This window comes from Porphyromonas bobii (genome assembly GCF_943169685.1).
GTDB classification, from domain to species: domain Bacteria; phylum Bacteroidota; class Bacteroidia; order Bacteroidales; family Porphyromonadaceae; genus Porphyromonas; species Porphyromonas pasteri.
Genome location: NZ_CALPBU010000001.1, coordinates 231,113 through 251,131, shown reverse-complemented (window position 1 = coordinate 251,131; position 20,019 = coordinate 231,113). Strand labels below are relative to the sequence as shown.

Annotated in this window: 11 protein-coding genes and 1 tRNA gene; 3 read left to right on the top strand and 9 right to left on the bottom strand. The window is 51.6% G+C overall.

Features of this window, described 5'->3' with window-relative positions; translation table 11 throughout:
• Positions 1 to 49: 49 nt before the first annotated feature.
• The 8 genes from KO088_RS01045 to alaS all read right to left on the bottom strand — a co-directional run bounded on the left by KO088_RS01045 (position 50) and on the right by alaS (position 11,803).
• Positions 50 to 2,650 carry a carboxypeptidase-like regulatory domain-containing protein gene (locus KO088_RS01045; RefSeq protein ID WP_215492966.1) on the bottom strand — a complete coding sequence of 867 codons (2,601 nt, stop codon included), beginning with the start codon at positions 2,648 to 2,650 and terminating at the stop codon, positions 50 to 52.
• 2 nt (positions 2,651 to 2,652) lie between these two features.
• Positions 2,653 to 3,471 (bottom strand): GLPGLI family protein, encoded by an 819-nt coding sequence (locus tag KO088_RS01040; protein ID WP_215492965.1) that lies wholly within the window; start codon positions 3,469 to 3,471, stop codon positions 2,653 to 2,655.
• A gap of 994 nt (positions 3,472 to 4,465) precedes the next feature.
• Positions 4,466 to 5,392 carry a tRNA (adenosine(37)-N6)-dimethylallyltransferase MiaA gene (gene miaA / locus KO088_RS01035; protein WP_215492964.1) on the bottom strand — a complete coding sequence of 309 codons (927 nt, stop codon included), beginning with the start codon at positions 5,390 to 5,392 and terminating at the stop codon, positions 4,466 to 4,468.
• Positions 5,373 to 5,921, bottom strand: a complete 549-nt coding sequence (locus tag KO088_RS01030; protein ID WP_251419702.1) for an IS1096 element passenger TnpR family protein — start codon at positions 5,919 to 5,921, stop codon at positions 5,373 to 5,375. Before KO088_RS01030 ends, miaA begins: the two co-directional genes overlap by 20 nt.
• Positions 5,922 to 5,938: 17 nt before the next feature.
• Positions 5,939 to 7,702 (bottom strand): aspartate--tRNA ligase, encoded by a 1,764-nt coding sequence (gene aspS / locus KO088_RS01025; protein WP_215492962.1) that lies wholly within the window; start codon positions 7,700 to 7,702, stop codon positions 5,939 to 5,941.
• 244 nt (positions 7,703 to 7,946) lie between these two features.
• Positions 7,947 to 8,021, bottom strand: a tRNA-Pro gene (locus tag KO088_RS01020).
• 66 nt (positions 8,022 to 8,087) lie between these two features.
• The gene (aroB, locus tag KO088_RS01015) at positions 8,088 to 9,149 is read right to left on the bottom strand and encodes a 3-dehydroquinate synthase (RefSeq protein ID WP_215492960.1); all 1,062 of its coding nucleotides are present in this window, start codon (positions 9,147 to 9,149) and stop codon (positions 8,088 to 8,090) included.
• A gap of 17 nt (positions 9,150 to 9,166) precedes the next feature.
• Complete coding sequence (alaS, locus tag KO088_RS01010; protein ID WP_215492958.1) at positions 9,167 to 11,803, bottom strand: alanine--tRNA ligase; 2,637 nt, start codon at positions 11,801 to 11,803, stop codon at positions 9,167 to 9,169.
• Between the two features lie 890 nt (positions 11,804 to 12,693).
• On the opposite strand from alaS, the gene KO088_RS01005 reads away from it, so the two are divergent.
• The 3 genes from KO088_RS01005 to KO088_RS00995 are packed head-to-tail and all read left to right on the top strand — an operon-like array spanning position 12,694 to position 18,321.
• Positions 12,694 to 13,770 carry a DUF4837 family protein gene (locus KO088_RS01005; protein WP_215492957.1) on the top strand — a complete coding sequence of 359 codons (1,077 nt, stop codon included), beginning with the start codon at positions 12,694 to 12,696 and terminating at the stop codon, positions 13,768 to 13,770.
• Between the two features lie 14 nt (positions 13,771 to 13,784).
• A complete protein-coding gene (gene pdxA / locus KO088_RS01000) occupies positions 13,785 to 14,888 on the top strand; it encodes a 4-hydroxythreonine-4-phosphate dehydrogenase PdxA (RefSeq protein ID WP_215492956.1) in 1,104 nt (367 codons plus the stop codon).
• A gap of 19 nt (positions 14,889 to 14,907) precedes the next feature.
• Positions 14,908 to 18,321: a UvrD-helicase domain-containing protein gene (locus tag KO088_RS00995; protein WP_215492955.1), complete on the top strand. Its 3,414-nt coding sequence runs from the start codon at positions 14,908 to 14,910 to the stop codon at positions 18,319 to 18,321.
• Between the two features lie 114 nt (positions 18,322 to 18,435).
• On the opposite strand, the gene KO088_RS00990 is transcribed toward KO088_RS00995, so the two are convergent.
• Positions 18,436 to 19,047 (bottom strand): LIC11966 family surface protein, encoded by a 612-nt coding sequence (locus tag KO088_RS00990; protein ID WP_229770757.1) that lies wholly within the window; start codon positions 19,045 to 19,047, stop codon positions 18,436 to 18,438.
• Positions 19,048 to 20,019: the final 972 nt, after the last annotated feature.

The following is a 20,019-nucleotide window of genomic DNA, read 5'->3' as shown; positions in this document are numbered from 1 at the left end:
ATTGCATTGCATCGTATTGCTTGACAAGCCGAATCTTTTTCACTTGACTTTAAATTGTCAGAGTAATTGATAATAGCAGCTCGCGTCCTCTTAATGAATAAGAGTAAGAATAGGTATTTATCCCACTGAAAACAGAGTAATTATAGCTTTGTTCATTGAAGATATTATTGAGTTCAAGAGTATAGCGTAGAGACTTATTGCTGTGAGTAAGTCCAATATCGAACATACAAAGTTTCGCCCAATGACCTGGGGATATTTCTTTGGAGTTCATCTCGGCGGCGAGCTTAAAGCTCCACTTAGGCATAGGCTTTAAATCAATGTGTATGTCGTGTGTATGTGCCCTTAATGATTGTGTCGTGTTTTTTATCCGACTAAACCCTTTATTGAGTGTATACGTATAGTTAATCTCAATGAACTTTAGTGGCTTTGAGACAACAGATGGCATCAGACTAAAACTACCACCTTCATACTCATAAATAACCCCATTTTGCATCATCGACTGATTACTATGATTGTAAATACTCGTCAATGAGAGTTTTGTGTGAAGGCTTTGAATCTGTTTGGTGAGAGAGGCAAATATATTTAGGCTACTGATCCCATTGTCCTGAGGGATATAAGAAGTGTTTACCAAACCTGAAGATATCGTTTGGGATGATATCAGATTCCTATGCTGGTAGGTATAGGTGACCCCCGTATTGAAAAACCACATCTCTATAGGTGACCGAAAACGATAGTCTGTACTTAGATGTAGAGTTTTATTTTGTGCAAGCATACCACTTCCTATACTTGCCGAGATAATATTATTCTGTACTGCGGATGTTAGCAAATCTGTTAATGCACCCACCCCCTCAGTGTATGCACCTTGCACTCTGAGGTCGGACTGAGCATTAAGCTTGTAGCTTAAATAAATCGAGGGGTTGAATCTAAAATATGTCTTCCTATGTTGAGCCTGCCAAGTTCCCATATTGCGATAATTAATATAATCACTTGATAGGTCCAACCTCGCTCGAAATACATACTTCTGCAATGGATGCGTGTACTCGTATTCAGGGATGAAGGACAGAAGAAGATTATCTCCCTTTAAGTTATTGATAGCATTAGAGACTATAGTGCTATGGATAGATTGAGTTGAGAGCTTGTCTCTCTTGTACTGAATGGATATAGGGAAGCTTATACGAGACCTCTTTACTTCATAGGACGAAAATAAAGAAATCTTGGATAAAAACTGTTCACTAGCTGCCAGCTGCTCGAGCCCATTTGATAAGAGCATAATCTGGGCTGTCGGTGCAGTTGAATAACCAACTAAACTTGATACCCCCCACTGAGTATTGCCCTTTCGCCAACGTAAAGAGAGAGCATCTGAGAAACTAATATCCCTATAGCGACCTTTTAGACCAGAATTCCCAAGGACAGAGGGCGAGGTCTCTGCTATATCCGAGCTAAGACAACTCGCCTTTACCGACAACTTATTCTGGACATAGCGTCTATCGCCATTATTCTTGTATTCTATCTCAAGGAATGGAGTATGCCTTCGTTCTGTTGGTGTGGTTTGTTGTTGTATAGTTATATTGGGGCGAGAAGAATCGACAAAGTCCAAGTTGTAACCATACTCATAGCGTGTTCGAGAGAAGCCATAGCCGACATTAGCCCTCAAAGTTGCATTTTCGGATAGTTTACCAATAGTACTAAGGCTTGTCAAATAATCCCCAGGGAATATATAACGCTCGCGTTTGATAGGAGGGATAACTCCCGATATGTCACCAACAATCATTGATGCTAAGGTTGAAGCCTTCTCACCAGCTATATTATCTGTAGTATTATCGTTTGCAAACTCTTGAATATTCCCTGCCTTAAGTACCCCTATGACTTGAACTTGAGGCTTGAATATCATACCCGAACCAGAAGCTTGATAGAGAGCACTCTCTCTAATGCCAGCCACAAGGCTATAGCTCCCGACAGGTTTAATTTTGGCTTTCTTGATTAGACTTATATTAAGTGCCACATCATCGGTCAGTACATCTTTATCAATCTTGGCATCGGAGTGATTGCTTAGTACTTGTACCGATGACACATAGCTCGACGGAATATTATTAGTTGCAAGGTTATATTTACCGCCCAATAGGTCTAAACCTTCGATATAGAAGTTTGATATCTCCTTTCCTTGATACTTTATTTTTCCACTTTCTGCGACATCTATCCCTGGGAGCTTCTTAAGTGCATCCCTCAGCCTGTAGTCTCCCTCCCCTGAAAATGCCCGTAGGCTATATGTAAGAGTGTCTCCTCTTTGAGTCAAAGAGGGAGTCTTTACGGTCACTTCCTTGAGGATTGTCTGTTTGGGTGAGAGGATTATCGTGATATCTTTTGCCTCCGCCTCTAGTCTTATACTCTTCTTTTCAAAGGAGATATGACTAACAATGATATAGAGACTGTCAGCCTGGCCTTTTGTAGAGAGACTAAATTGTCCTCGCTCATCTGTAATAGAGATGGCTACTGTTTTTTTTTGCCCAATAGATAGCTGGATGCTAGCACCCTCTATGGGGTTCTTGCTAGCATCCATAACAACCCCACTTAGCAAAGTCTGAGCAGATACTGAGATACTCCAGACTACAGCAAGAGTGAAAGACAGCAATAGACGAGGCCAAGGCTTCATAATCACTCCTTTTCTATCGGGATATATCCATTTTCTCTTAGGCGTAATTGCATTCCGTTGATTAGTATAGAACGTCCCCCAGACTCTCCTTTCATAACGACCATGTCTGCGATACTTTCTGGCGGAAGATTAGCCATTGGATTCTCTTCAAAGCTATTCTTTGCTTTGAGGAATTTTGTACGGGTAGTGGAGATTACATCTCCATACTGAGGTTCTACTATGTTTAAGTTTGCTTTCCTTAGCTGAATAGCTTCGAAGCAATGTACTTGCTCGCTATCGTAAACCTTTAGGATTAGACCTGGCAAGCTCGTAAATTTCCAAGGTCCAAACTGTAGAGGGATATCAGGAGCATACCATGCTACCCAAGACCTACCACCATACTCTGCTGTAGCTTTACGACAGGAATAGCCACTTATTGTATCAGTACTGCTGTCGTCTATCTCCCATACCATATTGACTTTATCCTCTTGATAAGTATAGTGGTTTGGGATAATGGTGCTATAGACCGAGAGCTTTCCTTTCGGGGTGTTCTGAAATACAGTTTGGTCAAAGAAGTAAGCAGACTTCCTTAGACGTGCTTCACCCATTTTGATTTGTTCATCAGGAGACTTCGTCTGTCGTAGGGAGTCCAGCTGAAATGCGAGGTAGTCTGAGAACAGTGCCGAAGTGCTTCCAATTTGGAGGATTGTAGAATAAACCTCTCGGTTACCATTGGATGCCTTGACGGTGTACTCATATAGGCAGTCATAGCGAGACTGAGACTGACCAATAGCTTGTAGTTGGCATAGCAACAAGGCTATACACAGGATAATCTTATTCATACTTACACGTGATTTAGAATTTCAGAGATGGTAATGCCACTGGGAACTTTAATACCTCATAGCCGATGCACGTCGCTCGTATCCACTGCGGGACTTTCCCTTGCTCCGTCGTGATCGAAGTGGAGGGCTCGCTGACTACCGCATGAGGCGAGAGCGCTCTCACAGAGACAGGCGAATAGACTATGAAGGGCTTGCTTCTTCATAAGGGTATCGTGAGTTATGGTAAGACGTTTGTGGCGTTGACTCGATGTCTTCAGATTCAGTTGTCTACCACAAACTTAGTAAAATACATGCATACATACATACATACATACATACATACATACATACAAGAAAGGTGCAAAGAAAGAGCCCCCTGATGCATGTAAATAGCCATACGTCAGGGGCTTACTTTCTATACTCGTGGAAGAAACGAATGCATACCACTACTCGCTTGTAGTGCAAACCAATAGTGGTACGGGGGTAAACCAATAGTGGTTCACGAGTCAACCACTATTGGTCACTACTATGAACCTATAGTGGTTCGCGCGTCGACCAATACTGGTCGCCCCGCAGAGCTATATTAGGTGATTGCTCCGCGTAGGGATAAAAGTTGTGGACGAGTGGCAGATAAGTTTGGACTACGTACGTGGATCTAATATCTTCGTACGTGGATATTTGGATTGACGTGCCTGGTCTTTAAGACTACGTGCATAGATAGAAGAATACCACTACGTGAAGGTGCTTTTTTCTTCACGAGAATGGTACTTTTTCCTCCGCTGGATAAGAGGAATATTAGCGATAAGGCGGAAGGGCTTGTGTATCACTTCGGAGAGGCATATCGGGGAGCTGGGCGTGCGATGCCTTAGTACAATAAGTAGAGGACAGGACTCGCGGCAACAGCCTCCTATTGGTATGGGATCTTGATCCCTATTGCTTCACCACTAAAGCAATATAAGTATGGGGTGCACACCAATAGTGGTACGCACCCCATACTTATATTGGAACAAAGCCCCTATTGCTGGATGTAAGCAATTATCTCCTCCCAGGCATCGGGATGGAACCACCGTATCTCGGGATCACGTCGCCACCAAGAGAGTTGCTTGCGAGCGTAGTGCCGGCTGTTTCGCTGAATAAGTCGCACCGCCTCGGCAAAGTCAATATCGCCATCAAAGTAGGAGAAGAGCTCCTTGTAGCCCACGGTGTTGAGCGCATTAAGGCTACGAAGCGGATAGACTCGCTGGGCCTCCTCCACCATACCCGCCTTGATCATCAGCTCGACGCGCTTATCAATTCGCTCATAGAGCTCCTCGCGATCTCGGGTGAGCCCGACCTTGACAATACGGAAGGGACGAGCTTTCTGCTGCCCCGTATGGAAAGAGGAGAAGGGGCGCCCTGTAGCAAGACACACCTCATAGCCATGGAGCACACGCTTATAGTTCTTCGGATCAACCGCCTTATAATAGACTGGATCCAAGAGATGCAGCTCCGCAAGGATTTCGTCAAGCCCTTCCGCGGCATAGCGCTCCCAGACGACTGAGCGAACCTCCTCGGGCACATCTGGCATACTATCAATTCCCTTCGTGATAGCGTCGACATACATCATAGAGCCTCCGGAGAGAAGTGCCGTGGAAGAAGAACTTTCAGCAAAGACTTGGGGCAAGAGCTCCAGGACTTCACTCTCGAAGGTAGCGGCACTATATGGCTCTGTGACCGACCTTGTCCCGACAAAATAATGAGGCACAGCAGCCCGCTCCTCATCGGAGGGGGCTGCTGTGCCTATAGGGATCTCACGGAAGATCTGCCGAGAGTCTGCCGAGAGGATGCTGCAACCGAAGTATTGCGCGAGGTGAATACTAAGCGCCGTCTTGCCTACCCCTGTGGGGCCAACAAGCACGATAAGTGTAGGGAGATCCTCCTGCTTAGTAGAGGCTCTCTGCATCAGCGATGTCGAAGCCTTCGAGGTCGATATCCCCTTCATCGACGGATTCGTCGGAGAAGAGTTCGTCATCCCATGGCTCACCCGTAGCGGGCGTTGCCAGACGGGAGGCTGCTACCTCAATGCTCTCCAGCTGCTTAGGAGCCTTACCCTCAGCCTTCGTGACGACAGGCTTATCAAGACTCTTGCCTGGGATTAGCTCTGCCAGCTCAATGAAGAAGCCACGCTCGCTCAGCATATCGAAGACAAAGAAGAGGTGCTGTCCCTTATGATCCAGCAGATCTTCCAAGCGTGTGTCGGCCATCAGGTAGCTATCCTCATCCGAAGAAGCTCCCATATCCATCATCGTGATCTCAAGCTCCTTCTGCCACTCCTCATCACAGATGTGGAAGGTCGTCAGCTCGTTGCGAGCATAGCCCAGCGAGTCGAGGATAAAGTCATTCAACTCAAGGAAGGTGGCTTCGGAGTCGATCTGAAGCTCTCTCTTGAAGAAGTCATTCTCATCGGAGAGCATTAATAGGCGATATACCATAAGTCTAAGGGATTAGGCTACTTCGTCGGGGTTACAAGGCTGAGATAAAGCTCATCAAGCTGCTCCTGATCGATCAGCGAAGGCGCATCGATCATCACATCACGCCCAGCATTATTCTTGGGGAAGGCGATGCAGTCACGGATGCTATCCAGCCCTGCGAAGAGGGAGACAAAGCGGTCCAAGCCATAGGCCAGACCACCATGAGGAGGTGCACCATACTTGAAGGCATTCATAAGGAAGCCGAACTGCTCCTGTGCCTTCTCGGGAGTGAAGCCTAAGAGGTCGAACATACGTGCCTGCAGCTTGCTGTCGTGGATACGGATCGAGCCGCCACCGACTTCTACACCATTGATGACCATGTCGTAGGCATTCGCGCGCACAGCCCCTGGATTCGTCTCGAGCATAGGTACATCCTCGGGCTTGGGAGAAGTGAAGGGGTGGTGCATAGCGTAGAAGCGCTGAGTCTCTTCATCCCACTCGAAGAGGGGGAAGTCAACCACCCAGAGGCAGGAGAACTTCGTCTTATCACGGAGACCAAGCTGATTGCCCACTTCAAGACGAAGCTCGCAGAGCTGCTTACGCACCTTCATCGCGTCATCACCTGAGAGGATGAGGATCAGGTCACCGGGCTTAGCCTGCATCGCACGTGCCAGCTCCTGCAGCGTCTCCTGACTGTAGAACTTGTCGACACTACTCTTGACAGAGCCATCAGCTTCGATACGAGCATAGACCATACCCTTAGCACCGATCTGCGGACGCTTGACGAAGTCAGTCAGAGCATCGAGCTGCTTACGCGTATAGCTTGCAGCACCCTCAGCGCAGATACCGCCGATATAGGCTGCATCATCGAAGACAGAGAAGCCATGACCCGAGAGCACATCCTTGAGCTCGACGAACTCCATACCGAAGCGTGTATCCGGCTTATCAGAGCCATAGCGCTTCATCGCATCGTGCCAGCTCATACGAGGGAAGGGCGTCTGGATATCGAGATCGAGCAACTCCTTGAAGAGATAGCGGGTCATACCCTCGAAAATCGTCAGCACATCTTCCTGCTCGACGAAGCTCATCTCACAGTCGATCTGAGTGAACTCAGGCTGGCGGTCCGCACGAAGATCCTCGTCACGGAAGCACTTGACGATCTGGAAATAGCGGTCAAAGCCACTAACCATCAACAGCTGCTTGAAGGTCTGAGGAGACTGGGGCAGAGCGTAGAACTGGTTGGGGTTCATGCGAGAGGGCACGACGAAGTCACGAGCACCCTCTGGCGTAGACTTAATGAGGACAGGCGTCTCTACTTCGAGGAAGCCCTGACCATCAAGATAGCGACGCACAGCAAGAGCAAAGCGGTGACGCAGCTCAAGGTTGGAGCGTACGCAGCTACGACGCAGGTCGAGGTAGCGGTACTTCATACGCAGGTCGTCCCCACCATCGGTATCATCTTCGATAGTGAAGGGAGGCACTTCTGCGGGATTGAGTACGCGCAGTGTCTTGACCGATATCTCGATATCCCCCGTAGGGAGCTTAGGATTCTTATTCTCACGCTCAGTGACCTCACCCGTGATCTGGATGACGTACTCACGACCGAGCTTCTCAGCCTCTGAGACGAGAGCCTCGCCTACGTGAGCCTCATTGAAGACGAGCTGAGTGATACCATAGCGGTCACGAAGGTCGATGAAGGTCATCCCGCCCATACGGCGTGCCTTCTGGACCCAGCCAGCGAGCGTCACCTGCTCCCCGACATTACTGAGGCGCAGGGCGCCACAGGTAGTAGTGCGATACATATATTCTTTTTCCTTGATCGGTAGCCAGCCAGAGGCCTGCACACCGAGTGATAAGTGCTTGTTCTCTCTACAAAAATACAAAAGATTACGGGGGATTTATAGCGCAGGTAATAGATAGAGAAGAGTAAGGCACCATAGCATGATCCTCCACCCAGAGCGAAGCACCATAGCTATACCTTAGTATAGGGGACTATAAAAGCAATGCGAGTAGAAGTGGATTCACTTCTACTCGCATCATATTCAGTCGGGATGACTGGATTCGAACCAGCGACCACTCGCCCCCCAGACGAGTACTCTAACCGGGCTGAGCTACATCCCGAGTGCTCTTGGAGACTCACCACTTGGGCTTTGTCCCTTTTGCGCTGCAAAGATAAGGAGAAGGTGGCTAACTACCAAATGTCTCGCGAAGAAAATCAAGCCCCTCCTTAATAACTCCCTCATCCGCAACCTCTACCGCCTCGATATTTCCAGGCTCGATGACGCCCATAAGCGTAATGGTGCCTACAGAGTTCTTTTTATCATGCCGCATAAGGCGCAGCAACTCGGGATAATCCTTGCAGGTATAGAAGAAGGGCGAGTAGAGCTCACGGGCCAAGGTCATCAGCTGGCGGATGTACTCCTTGCTCGTCCCACGCTGGCACATCGTGATATAGCTCTCGATAAGTAGTCCAAAGACTACAGCCTCACCATGTGGGAGTGTGCGGCGAAATTCATTCTGATGCGAGTAGGCCTCCAGTGCATGCCCTACCGTATGCCCGATATTTAGGATACGACGAAGCCCTCGCTCCGTAGGATCAGCCTCCACAACGGAAGTCTTGTAGGCAATACTCTTCTCAATGAGGGCCTGCCATTCGTCATCCATGAGGCCAACCGGGTCGCCAATATGACAGACCCCTCGCCAGGCCTCTCCGCCCATAAGGGTGGCATGCTTGACGACCTCACCATAGCCAGAGAGGAGTTCCTCCAAGGGAAGGGTACGCAGGAAGTCAATATCAACGATGACCTCACGGGCAGGGTGGAAGGAACCAATAAGGTTCTTTACCCCGAGGAAGTCAATCGCAGTCTTCCCCCCTACCGAGGCATCGACCATCGCCAGCAGTGTCGTCGGCACATAGACCGTCGCTATGCCACGCATATAGGTCGAGGCAGCTAAGCCCCCTAAGTCAAGTAGGGCTCCCCCACCGATGAGGACGAGGGCACTACGGCGGGTAGCCCCCTCTTCACTGAGCCAAGTCCATAGGAGCCCCAGCGACTCCGTCGTCTTGCACTCCTCGCCACCTCGCAACGTACGACATATAGCCTCGGGAAGTGCGGACTGCAGCTGTGGAAGGAGGTCGGGATGGAGCTCTGCGACACGCTCCTCCAGGACTAAAAAGAGTCGATCGCAAGCCAGCCCCTCAGCGACTGAGGGGAGCTTGCGATCGAGTATCTGTGTACCGATGATCATCCGGACAGTGGGTAGGCTTATGCCTTCAGCTCCATAGCCGTGAGGAGCTCTTCGACAGCAGCGTTGAGTCCATCGGCATTCTTACCACCAGCCGTAGCGAAGTGAGGCTGACCGCCGCCACCGCCCTGGATATGCTTGGCAGCAGCACGGAGGAGCTGTGAAGCATTCCAGCCTCTTGACTCTACCAGATCCTTGCTGATCATTAGCGTCAGGCTGGGCTTAGAAGAGCTGGGCTCTACGCAAGCAGCGATGAAGACGAAGGGCTCGTGAAGCTCACCTGCGATCTGGAAAGCGATATCCTTCACGATCTCAGCAGGGGCCTCCCTCTCAACGAGGAAGAGGCGGACACCACCGACCTCGACACGCTTCTCCAGCAGCTGACGCTTCTTCTCAGCGATCTGCTCACGGATGTACTCCCCTACCTGCTTACCGAGCTCGGCGTTCTCCTCAAGAGTCTTGCGGATAGCCGTCTTCAGCTGGGGGCTATTATTGAAGAGCTGGCGGATAGCATCGATCATATCAGCCTGCTCATAGAGGTAGTTCTCAGCAGCTGCACCCGTGACAGCCTCGATACGACGCACACCTGCGGCGACGGAGGACTCACTCGTGATGCGCAGCGTACCGATCACACCCGTAGAGGCGACGTGCGTCCCCCCACAGAACTCAGTCGAAGAGCCAAAGCGAATGACACGGACATGATCCCCATACTTCTCACCGAAGAGAGCCATAGCCCCCATCTCGCGAGCTTCGTCAATAGGCACCTCACGATATTCCTGCAGAGGGATGCAGGCACGGATACGTGCTGCGACGATACGCTCGACAGCACGGAGCTGCTCGGGCTCGACCTTCGCAAAGTGAGCGAAGTCGAAGCGCAGGACCTCATCAGAGACGAATGACCCCTTCTGCTCAACGTGTGAGCCGAGGACTTCACGCAGAGCCTCATGCAGGAGGTGCGTAGCAGAGTGATTAGCCTCGATGCGATGACGACGCTCTTCGTCAACCACGGCACGGAAGTCACCCTCCAGCGTAGCGGGGAGCTTCTTCATCAGGTGGATAGCGAGGTTATTCTCACGCTTGGTATCAAAGACTTCGTACTTCGTGCCATCGGTAGCGATGAGGAAGCCCTTATCACCTACCTGCCCCCCCATCTCGGCATAGAAGGGAGTCTCAGAGAGGACGACCTGATAGAAGGTAGCATTCTTCTGCTTCACCTCACGATAGCGGAGGATCTCCGTGGTACACTCGAGGGTATCATAGCCGACGAAGCGTACAGCAGAGCCATCATTGACGACCTGCCAGTCACCAGCATCGATAGCAGCGGCATTACGTGCACGCTCCTTCTGCTCCTGCATAGCCTTGTCAAAGCCCGCTTCGTCGACGCTCAGCCCCTGCTCAGTGAGGATCAGTGCGGTCAAGTCAAGGGGGAAGCCGTAGGTATCGTAGAGGACGAAGGCATCGTGCCCATCAAGAACGGTCTTACCAGCCTTCTTTGCTTCCTCGATCTGCTTATCCAGCAGACGAATACCCGTCTCCAGCGTGCGCAGGAAGCTCTCTTCCTCCTCACGCATCACCTTAGCGATGAGCTCGCGACCAGCGATGAGCTCGGGGTAAGCATCGCCCATCGTCTCGATGAGTACGGGCAGGAGGCTATACATGAAGGCCTCACGACGACCGAGGAAGGTATAGCCATAGCGGACTGCACGGCGCAGGATACGGCGGATGACATAGCCCGCCTTAGCGTTGGAGGGGAGCTGACCGTCGGTGATAGCGAAGGCAATCGTACGGATGTGGTCAGCGATGACGCGCATAGCGACATCGGACTTCTGATCAGCGCCATATTCGATCCCCGTGAGCGTGGCGATAGCCTGGATCATCGGGGTGAAGATATCGGTATCATAGTTCGACGTCTTCCCCTGCATAGCCATACAGAGACGCTCAAAGCCCATCCCCGTATCGATGACGCGCTTAGGCAGTGGCTCGAGAGAGCCATCGGCCTTACGGTTGTACTGCATGAAGACGAGGTTCCAGATCTCGATGACCTGGGGGTGGCTCTGGTTGACCAGCGTGAGGCCATCAACAGCCTTACGCTCTTCGTCAGAGCGAATGTCGATATGGATCTCGGAGCAAGGGCCGCAAGGACCTTGATCACCCATCTCCCAGAAGTTGTCGTGCTTATTCCCGTTGATGATGCGCTCAGCTGGTAGGTGCTTTGCCCAGATAGCAGCAGCCTCGTCATCACGCTCAAGGCCTTCAGCAGGAGCCCCCTCGAAGACCGTCACATAGAGACGCTCGGGGGAGAGGTGAAGTACCTCCGTCAAGTATTCCCAAGCCCAGTCAATAGCTTCGTGCTTGAAGTAATCCCCGAAGGACCAGTTCCCAAGCATCTCAAACATCGTGTGGTGGTACGTATCATGGCCCACCTCCTCGAGGTCGTTGTGCTTACCGCTTACGCGAAGGCACTTCTGTGAGTCCGCCACGCGGCTATGCTTGATCTCGGCATTACCGAGGATGATATCCTTGAACTGGTTCATCCCTGCGTTCGTGAACATCAGGGTAGGGTCGCCCTTGACCACCATCGGAGCTGATGGTACGATCGTGTGGCCCTTACTTTGGAAGAAAGACTTATATGACTCGCGAATCTCTTTAGAGGTCATTGTGTCGTTGTTGCTTACTATTATATGATACTTTATTTGTCCCGCAAAGGTACGGTATTTATAGGTAGTGTAGAAGCCCTACCACACAAGAGCTCTTTACTACCCGCCTCTACACATATAGAGAGAATGTACGCACGCGAGGGGAAGCAGCCTTATCGAGAATCTCTTCGTCGCAATGGGGAGTGCATACCACCGCTATACTGTCCCCCTTCGCGACCCATATTGAGACTGTTGCCGCGAGTCCTGCCCTCTATTTAGAGTGCTAAGGCATCGCACGACCAGCTCCCCGATATACCTCTCCAAAGTGATACACAAGCCCTTCGCCTTATCGCAAGTATTCCTCTTATCCTGCGGAGGGAAAAGCGTCATTCCCGTGAAGAGAAAGCACCTTCACGTAGTGGTTTTCTTCTGTCTATGTACGTAGTCTTAAAGACCAGGTACGTAAATCCAAATATCCACGTACGTAGATATTAAATCCACGTACGTAGTCCAAACATTTCTAGCACTCGTCCACAACTTTTGTCCCTACGCGGAGCAATAATCTAATAGAGGTCACTTCACAAAGCTATATAGGGATCAGTCCAAAGCTATATAGCTTGCTTCACCATCCCTATATAGCCCGACCCCGTACCCATATTGGTCGGAGGTCTGACCTATATAGGTTCATTTACCCAGCTATGGAGGTTCACTTCTTCACCTTGCATAAGACACGGATATACTTACACATAGGATAGCCCCTTCGTGATCATAAAAATCGACGTATAGCCGCCCCATGTACTGGATGGAAAGGATCCCCATAGCACAGAGCTACTCCCTGCGGTAGTCTGTGCCACTTTGGTTATCTTTGCCTTACTGTAAATAAGCACGATAGACAAAGCAACATACGCCTTATGAAGATCAACTATCGGATGGGCTTCGCCCTACCCGCCCTCATCGCAAGCATATTAGCCTTCGGCTCCTGCAAATCGTCCTCCAAGAACTCCTCCGTACTCCAGCAGAGCGCCATCGGGAAGCCAGGCGAGCTGATGCTCGTCATGGAGAAGGACTACTTCGAGTCCCCTATGGCGATGCAGCTCTATGACCTACTCGAGGAAGATGCCCCTGCCCTTCCTCAGAGCGAGCCCTCTCTACGCATCTCGCGCGTCCCTACCCCATCTTTCGAAGGCTCGCTGAAGCTCGTACGCAATGTCTTCCTCCTCGACATCGACCCTCAGCGCTACTCAAAGGTCTCGCTGAAGTACAGCTATGACGACTGGGCCAAGGGGCAGATCGTCGCGCGTATGACCTCACCCAGCGCCGACTCGGTACAGAACTACCTCAAGACTCAGGGTGAAGGGCTGATGAATCTCTTCATTCGCCACGAACTCTTCCTCTACGGCGAGGTTATCGCTAAGACCTACAGCCAGAAGGCTACCGAGCTTGTTGATAGCCTCTTCGCTCATCGCGTCAATGTCCCTGAGGATATTCGCAATAAGCGTGTCGGCAAGGACTTCCTCTGGATGTCCAACTCCTCTATGCGCTCTCGCCACGACATCCTCGTCTACACTTACCCCTACCACAGCCCCAAGGATATCAGCCTCGATGCTCTGGTCGCCAAGCGAGACTCCGTACTCAAGGCTAATATCTCGGGGGAATTCGAAGGCTCCTACCCCTGCACCGAGCAGAACTATGGCCTCCTCTACCGCCGTGTACAGCTCCCCGAAGAGGAGACAGCGCGTGCTGAACTCCGTGGTCTGTGGAAGATGGAAGGCGGTGCGATGATGGGTGGCCCCTTCGTCAGCCATGCTGTCGTCGACAAGGCTGCAGGCAAGGTCTACATCTTCGAGGGCTTCGTCTACCGCCCCAACGAGGACAAGCTCCACCTCATCCGCATGATGGAGTCTTCGCTCTACTCCTTCCGCCCCAGCGCTATCAAGGTCTTTGACCCTGGGATCATACTCAAGGCTCGCTACACCAAGGGCTTCTAATCCATAGTCTGACAATGAGTACACGCAAGATACGGGTAGCTATCACCCACGGCGATATCAATGGCATCAGCTATGAAGTCGTACTAAAGATCTTTGAGGATGAGCGCATCCTTGAGCTCTTCACCCCTATTCTCTACGGCTCTTCGCACGTAGCAAACTTCTGGAAGGCGCACCTCGGCCTCGAGCATGTCTCTTGGCAGGTCATCCGTCAGGCAAGCGAAGCCAAGGACGGCGTGCTGAATATCCTCGACTGTACCACGGGACGTGAGCAGGTAGAGATCGGCCAGCCCACCGACGCGGCTGGGCGCGCTGCCTTCGAAGCCCTTGAGCGTGCTACGGCAGATATCCGCATGGGACTCTGCGACGTCCTCGTCACAGCCCCCATCAATAAGGCCGTGATGCCACGCGACCTCTTCCCATTCAATGGGCATACAGATTACCTCGAGGCGATCGCAGCACGCACACCTGGCGAATCACTGATGGTGCTCGCCTCGGGCGACTGTCGTGTGGCCTTAGCTACGACACACATCCCCGTGAGTGCTATTGCCTCACGACTCTCGAGCGAACTGATCCTCCGCAAGCTCCGCCTCCTCGAGGCTGGCCTACAGAGAGACTTCGGTATCACGAAGCCACGCCTCGCCGTACTTGGCCTTAACCCCCACGCAGGAGATAAGGGGCTTATGGGGAACGAGGAGGATACGATTATCCGTCCCGCTATCGAGGAGGCTTTCACCTCGGGCATCATCACCTTTGGTCCCTTCCCTGGGGACGGCTTTTGGGGCAGCGGGCGTGTAGATTCCTTCGACGGCATCCTCGCCATGTATCATGATCAGGGCTTAGCTCCCTTCAAGGCGCTGTATATGAACGAAGGGGTAAACGTCACGCTGGGACTCAGCTTCGTACGCACATCCCCCGACCATGGTACAGGCTACGATATCGCTGGTAAGGGTATCGCTGACCCCACCTCGATGCGAGAGGCTATCTACAGCGCACTGGACATCTACCGCCACCGTCGTAGCTACGACGAGGCTACGCGCAATCCTCTCCGCCGTCACTACCACAATCGAGGGCGAGACGACGAGAAGCTCGACACGACCAGTACCCCAGACGAATACTAACGCTTCGCCCCCCAAGCTCATGTCCCTCAAGATATATACCGCCTCGGCGGGATCGGGGAAGACGCACGCGCTCACACGCGAGTTCCTGCGTCTGATGCTCAGCAATGGCGACCCCAGATACTTCTCGACTATCCAAGCGGTGACCTTCACTAAGAAGGCCACCGCTGAGATGAAGGGGCGTATCGTCGCTGAGCTCTCTACCCTCGCACGCACCCCAGAGGAGTCCCTATTCACAGATGATCTATGCAGGGAGCTTGGTATCTCTGAGGCGAAGCTACAGGAGCGAGCCAATGCGACGCTGCATGCCCTGCTACTTGAGTACACGAACTTCCGTGTGCGTACCATCGACTCGTTCTTCCAAGAGGTCGTCCGCTCCTTCGCCTATGAGCTGGGCCATGCTGGGGCCCTCCGTGTACAGCTTGACTCGGACCAACTCCTTCATCAGGCCGTCCTCGAAGTCTTAGCCCGACAGGATCAAGAGAAGAGCGACGAAAAGATCGAAGCTTGGCTCCAAGAGCTAACTACCGAGGCGATCGAAGATGGGAAGGGCTACAATATCGAAGACCAGCTCAGCAAGTTCGCCAAGCAACTCGAGAACGAAGCCGTCAAGCAGCTACGTGCGGGCAAGGAATTCCCCTCCCAAGCGCAGGTCAAGAAGCTACGTGAAGCAGCTCGTAAGATCATCAAGGATAAGAGGGAAGCGCTCAGCGCCCTTGCTGAAATAGCACTCAATGTACTGGCGCGGTCTGGGGTAGCAATAGAAGATTTAAGCAACAAGAGGTCTGGAGTCTTTGGAGCGACTTATGCCTGTCAAAGAGTGCAAGGAGCTTTTACCATAGACGGAGTACCTCTTGCAGAGCGCTCCTACCTACAAGGGTTCCTTGCTGCTACAGACACAGAAACGAGGCTGGCTAAGCTAGTAGGAAGTAAAGGCAAACACTCTATCCGTGAGCAGATCGAGCCCCACCTCAGCAGCATCTATGATGCCCTCAAAGCCTTCAGCGACTACAACTTCCAGCAGCTCCCCATCTACGTCACAGCCCAGCAGATCAACCGATATGCGGGGCTCTATGGCATACTGATCGACATCGACAATGCCCTCCAAGAGCTCAAGCGAGAGGGTAAGCTCATGCTCATCTCTGATGCACCTTCGCTCATCCAAGCGCTACTGAAGGACAATAATGATGCACCCTTCCTCTACGAGAAGATCGGGGCGCGCATCGAGCATCACATGATCGACGAGTTCCAGGACACGAGTCGTATGCAGTATGAGAACTTCAAGCCTCTCCTTGATAATGCCCAGAGCCAAGGTCAGGACTGCCTCATCGTCGGTGATGCCAAGCAAAGTATCTACCGCTTCCGCAACTCCGACAGCACCCTACTGACCACACAGCTCACCGAGGACTTTAAGTCTTCCGCTGAGCGCAAAAACCTTGAGGACAACTGGCGTAGTGTCCCCGAGATCGTAGACTTCAACAACGCTCTCTACCCACAGCTCTGCTCACTCATCCGCAGTGTCTTCGATTCACTTTGGGGCGAGGTCAGGGGCTACGGCTTCCCCGAAGGGCAAGAGGAAGTCAAGAGCCGACTGGATGCAGAGCTGGACATCCTCCTCAAGGCCTATGAAGACGTGGAGCAGAATACTCCTAAGCCAAAGCAACAGCGAGGCCTCGGGCAAGTCGTACTCCATCGCTATGCTCCCCCCAAAAAGAAGGATGATAGCACCACAGAGGGAGAGGACAGCGAAGAGACTTCAGACACCGAAGAGGAAGTACCCAACGGTGCCTTAGATCAACTCCCGCTTGTCCTCGTCGACCTACTCAAGCGAGGCTATCGCTGCTCCGACATCGCTATCCTCGTTCGTACGAAGGCGCATGCAGCCAATGTAGCGGAGACTCTCCTCAACGCTCCCGATGACGTACTGGAGGGCTACTCCCTACCCTTCCTCTCAGAGGAAGCTCTACACGTCGACCGCGCATACTCCGTACGCTTCATCATCGCAGCCCTCAGCTATCTGGCAGATACCAGCATCCCACTACGATTAGCAGTCCTCCAAGAAGCCTATCACCAAGTCCTCGCCCTCTCGGGGCAAGCGGAAGAAGACCTATCCGAAGCCGAGCTACAAGAGCTGCGTGACTTCGGGCGCCAAGGGCTCTACGAAGTCGTCGAGATCATCAACTCACGCTATGGGAAGCTCTTCCCCGAGAGCGAAGGCGCCTACCTCGTCAAGCTCCTCGACATGCTCTATAGCTGGGAGCAAGAGGAGGCTGCAGATATCTCGACCTTCCTCCAGTACTGGCAAGATAAAGGCCATCTGCAGAGTATCGTCAACAACTCAGCCGAGGATGCTATCACCCTGATGACCATCCATAAGTCCAAGGGGCTTGGCTTCCCCGTCGTCCTACTCCCCGACATCAGCTGGAAGCTGGATGAAGCCTTGAGCGGCAACAAGGAGAATATCCTATGGTGCCCCATCCCCCATATCAGCGAGACCGAAGAGCTTATGGCAACGCACGTGACGAGCGTCCCTCTGAAGTACACTGCCACGCTGCAGATGAGCTACTTCGCTAAGCCCTACTTTGTGGAAAAGCTCAAGAACATGATGGACTCGCTCAACCTCCTCTATGTCGCCACCACGCGCCCCAAGCAAGAGCTTCATATCTGGATCCGAGAGGAAGCCCAGAAGGGACAGGAAGAGGAGTCTGGGAAGAAGAAGTCCAAGAAGAAAGAAACATCTGAGGAGAAGATCTCCAAGATAGAAGACCTCTTCCTGGCCACCGTAGAAGAAGACAAGGCTCTCTATGAGATCCTCCCCGCTCATCAGACGACGAAGGAGGATCCCATAGGTGACAGTACTTCTGCACCAAAGAAGAAGCACTCCGACTCCGGAGAGGATAGCGCTACGGCTCTGCAAGTAGGTGCACTAAGCTCCTACCCTATTGACCAGCGCTTAGCCATCCTTCGTGAGGGTCTCGAGTACTTCTCCGAGGATAGCCAGCGGGCCTATGGGCGTACCCTGCACCTCATCCTCTCTGAGATCGAGACCGCAAGCGATGTAGCACCTGCCATCAGCGAGGCCGTACATCATGGATATATCAAGGCAGAGCATGCGGAGGAACTCTCCACCCAGCTCCGTGCTGTCGTAGAGCACCCCGAAGCAGCCCGATGGTTTGACGGCACAGGGAGGATCTTCAACGAGCGTGCGATCATCGGTGGAGAGCTGGAGACCAGCCGCCGTCCTGACCGAGTGATCTTCTACCCCGATGGCCATATCGAGGTCGTAGACTATAAGTCTGGGGAGGAGCGTAAGGGTCACCACCGCCAAGTCCGTGAGTATATGGAGCTTCTTCGTCAGATGGGCTACACAGAGGTATCGGGCTATCTCTGCTACCTCCATGAGCCAGCGCCCAAGATTCTACAAGTGAAGGGGTAGCCAAGCTATCCTTGATACAAGAAGAGCAGCCTACTGCACAGCCCTCAGTGAGGGGATGCAGTAGGCTGCTCTTATATAGTAAAGTAGGAAAGTGAGCGTGTGGCTCAGCGACGATTAATCCTCGTCGTCATCATCATCATAGTCGTAGTCACCGACACCGTGAGCATCGAGGAACTCCTCGCTCGCATCATTGAGGTTGTCGATGAGACGCACCAAGATGGTATTATTCTTCTTGAGCTGTGCCTGTTCTTCAGGCGTACCACGGAGACCATCGAGACGCATCTTGATGAGGGTCTTGTAGCCATCCTTCATCAGAGCTTCCCAGCCATCGAAGACTTTATAGAGCGCCTTGAGCATACGGTCATCACCATCATAGGCACCGAGCGCAGCAGCCTGCTCTCTCAAGCCCTTGAGATCTTCGATCCACTCCAGGCGAACCCACTCAGCGCGGTTGTAATCCTTGGCATCCATCGCATCATTCATCTTCGCCATCTGGTCGAGACCATAGTTGGAAAGGCAAATGAGCTCATTGTTGTACTCGACGGCATTGTCGTACTCACCCTTGGCATAGTAGACGCCTTCATCGGGCTGCCAGCCGCGCTTGGTCTCTTCACCACCGAAAGCAGCTTGCATCTGCTCCTGCATCTTCTGCATCTGCTTCTCGATAGCTTCGGCAGAGTTATCTCCCCCGAAAAGCCCCTGAAGCTTCTTAAAAAGGTCCATCATTTTTGATTGTAGTTTGATTATAAATAAATCGATTACACGGCAAAAATAGTGATTTCCATCAATACCGCAACCCTGCAGACGGTATAATATCAGGCACGTTGCAGGCAAATACAGTCCCATCCCCGCTTAGAAGGAGGCATGACCCTTCTGCTGAAAGGCCCTATTCCTCGCTATAGACCGTGAGCATAGAGCTCCGAGGATCAGACAAAGTCAACCGATAGACAGGCTCCCTACCGATACGGATCCGCACTATGACTCATATAAGAATACAAGTAGACCTATATAGGAATCAGCGCAATCCTATATAGGAATGCGCGCAAAGCTATATAGGAATGATCACGAAGCTATATAGGAATCAACTCAATCCTATATAGGAACGCTCACGAAGCTATATAGAAATATAAGAAGAGCTATATAGCTTCCACCAGCTCATACAATACGGCCTCATAAGACTGTTGCCGAGAGTCCTGCCCGCTATTAATTGTGCTAAGGTGTCGCACGCCCAGCTCCCCGATATACCTCTCCGAAGTGGTCAAGCAAGCCCTTCGCCTCATCGCGAGTATTTTTCTTATCCAGCGGAAGGAAAAGTGTTGTTTTTGCGAAGAAAAAGCATCTTCACGTAGTGCTTTTTCCGCATCTATGCACGTAGTCTTAAAGACTATGCACGCAAATCTAAATATCCACGTACGTAGATATTAGAGCTACGTACGTAGCCCAAACTTATCTGCCACTCGTCCGCAACTTTTATCCATACGTGGAGCAACAACCCAATAGAGGTCACTTCACAAGGCTATATAAGGATCGATCCAAAGCTATATAGCTTTCTTCGCCATCCTATATAGCTCTACCCACGTACTCATATACCTATATGTGGGAGCATTGCGCAAGGCCTCCTCTTCATTACTCGTACCTCCCTCCCTCAAAAATCGGAGGCTTTAGGCTGAGAAGTTCGAAGGAGAAAAGTGCAAGCTG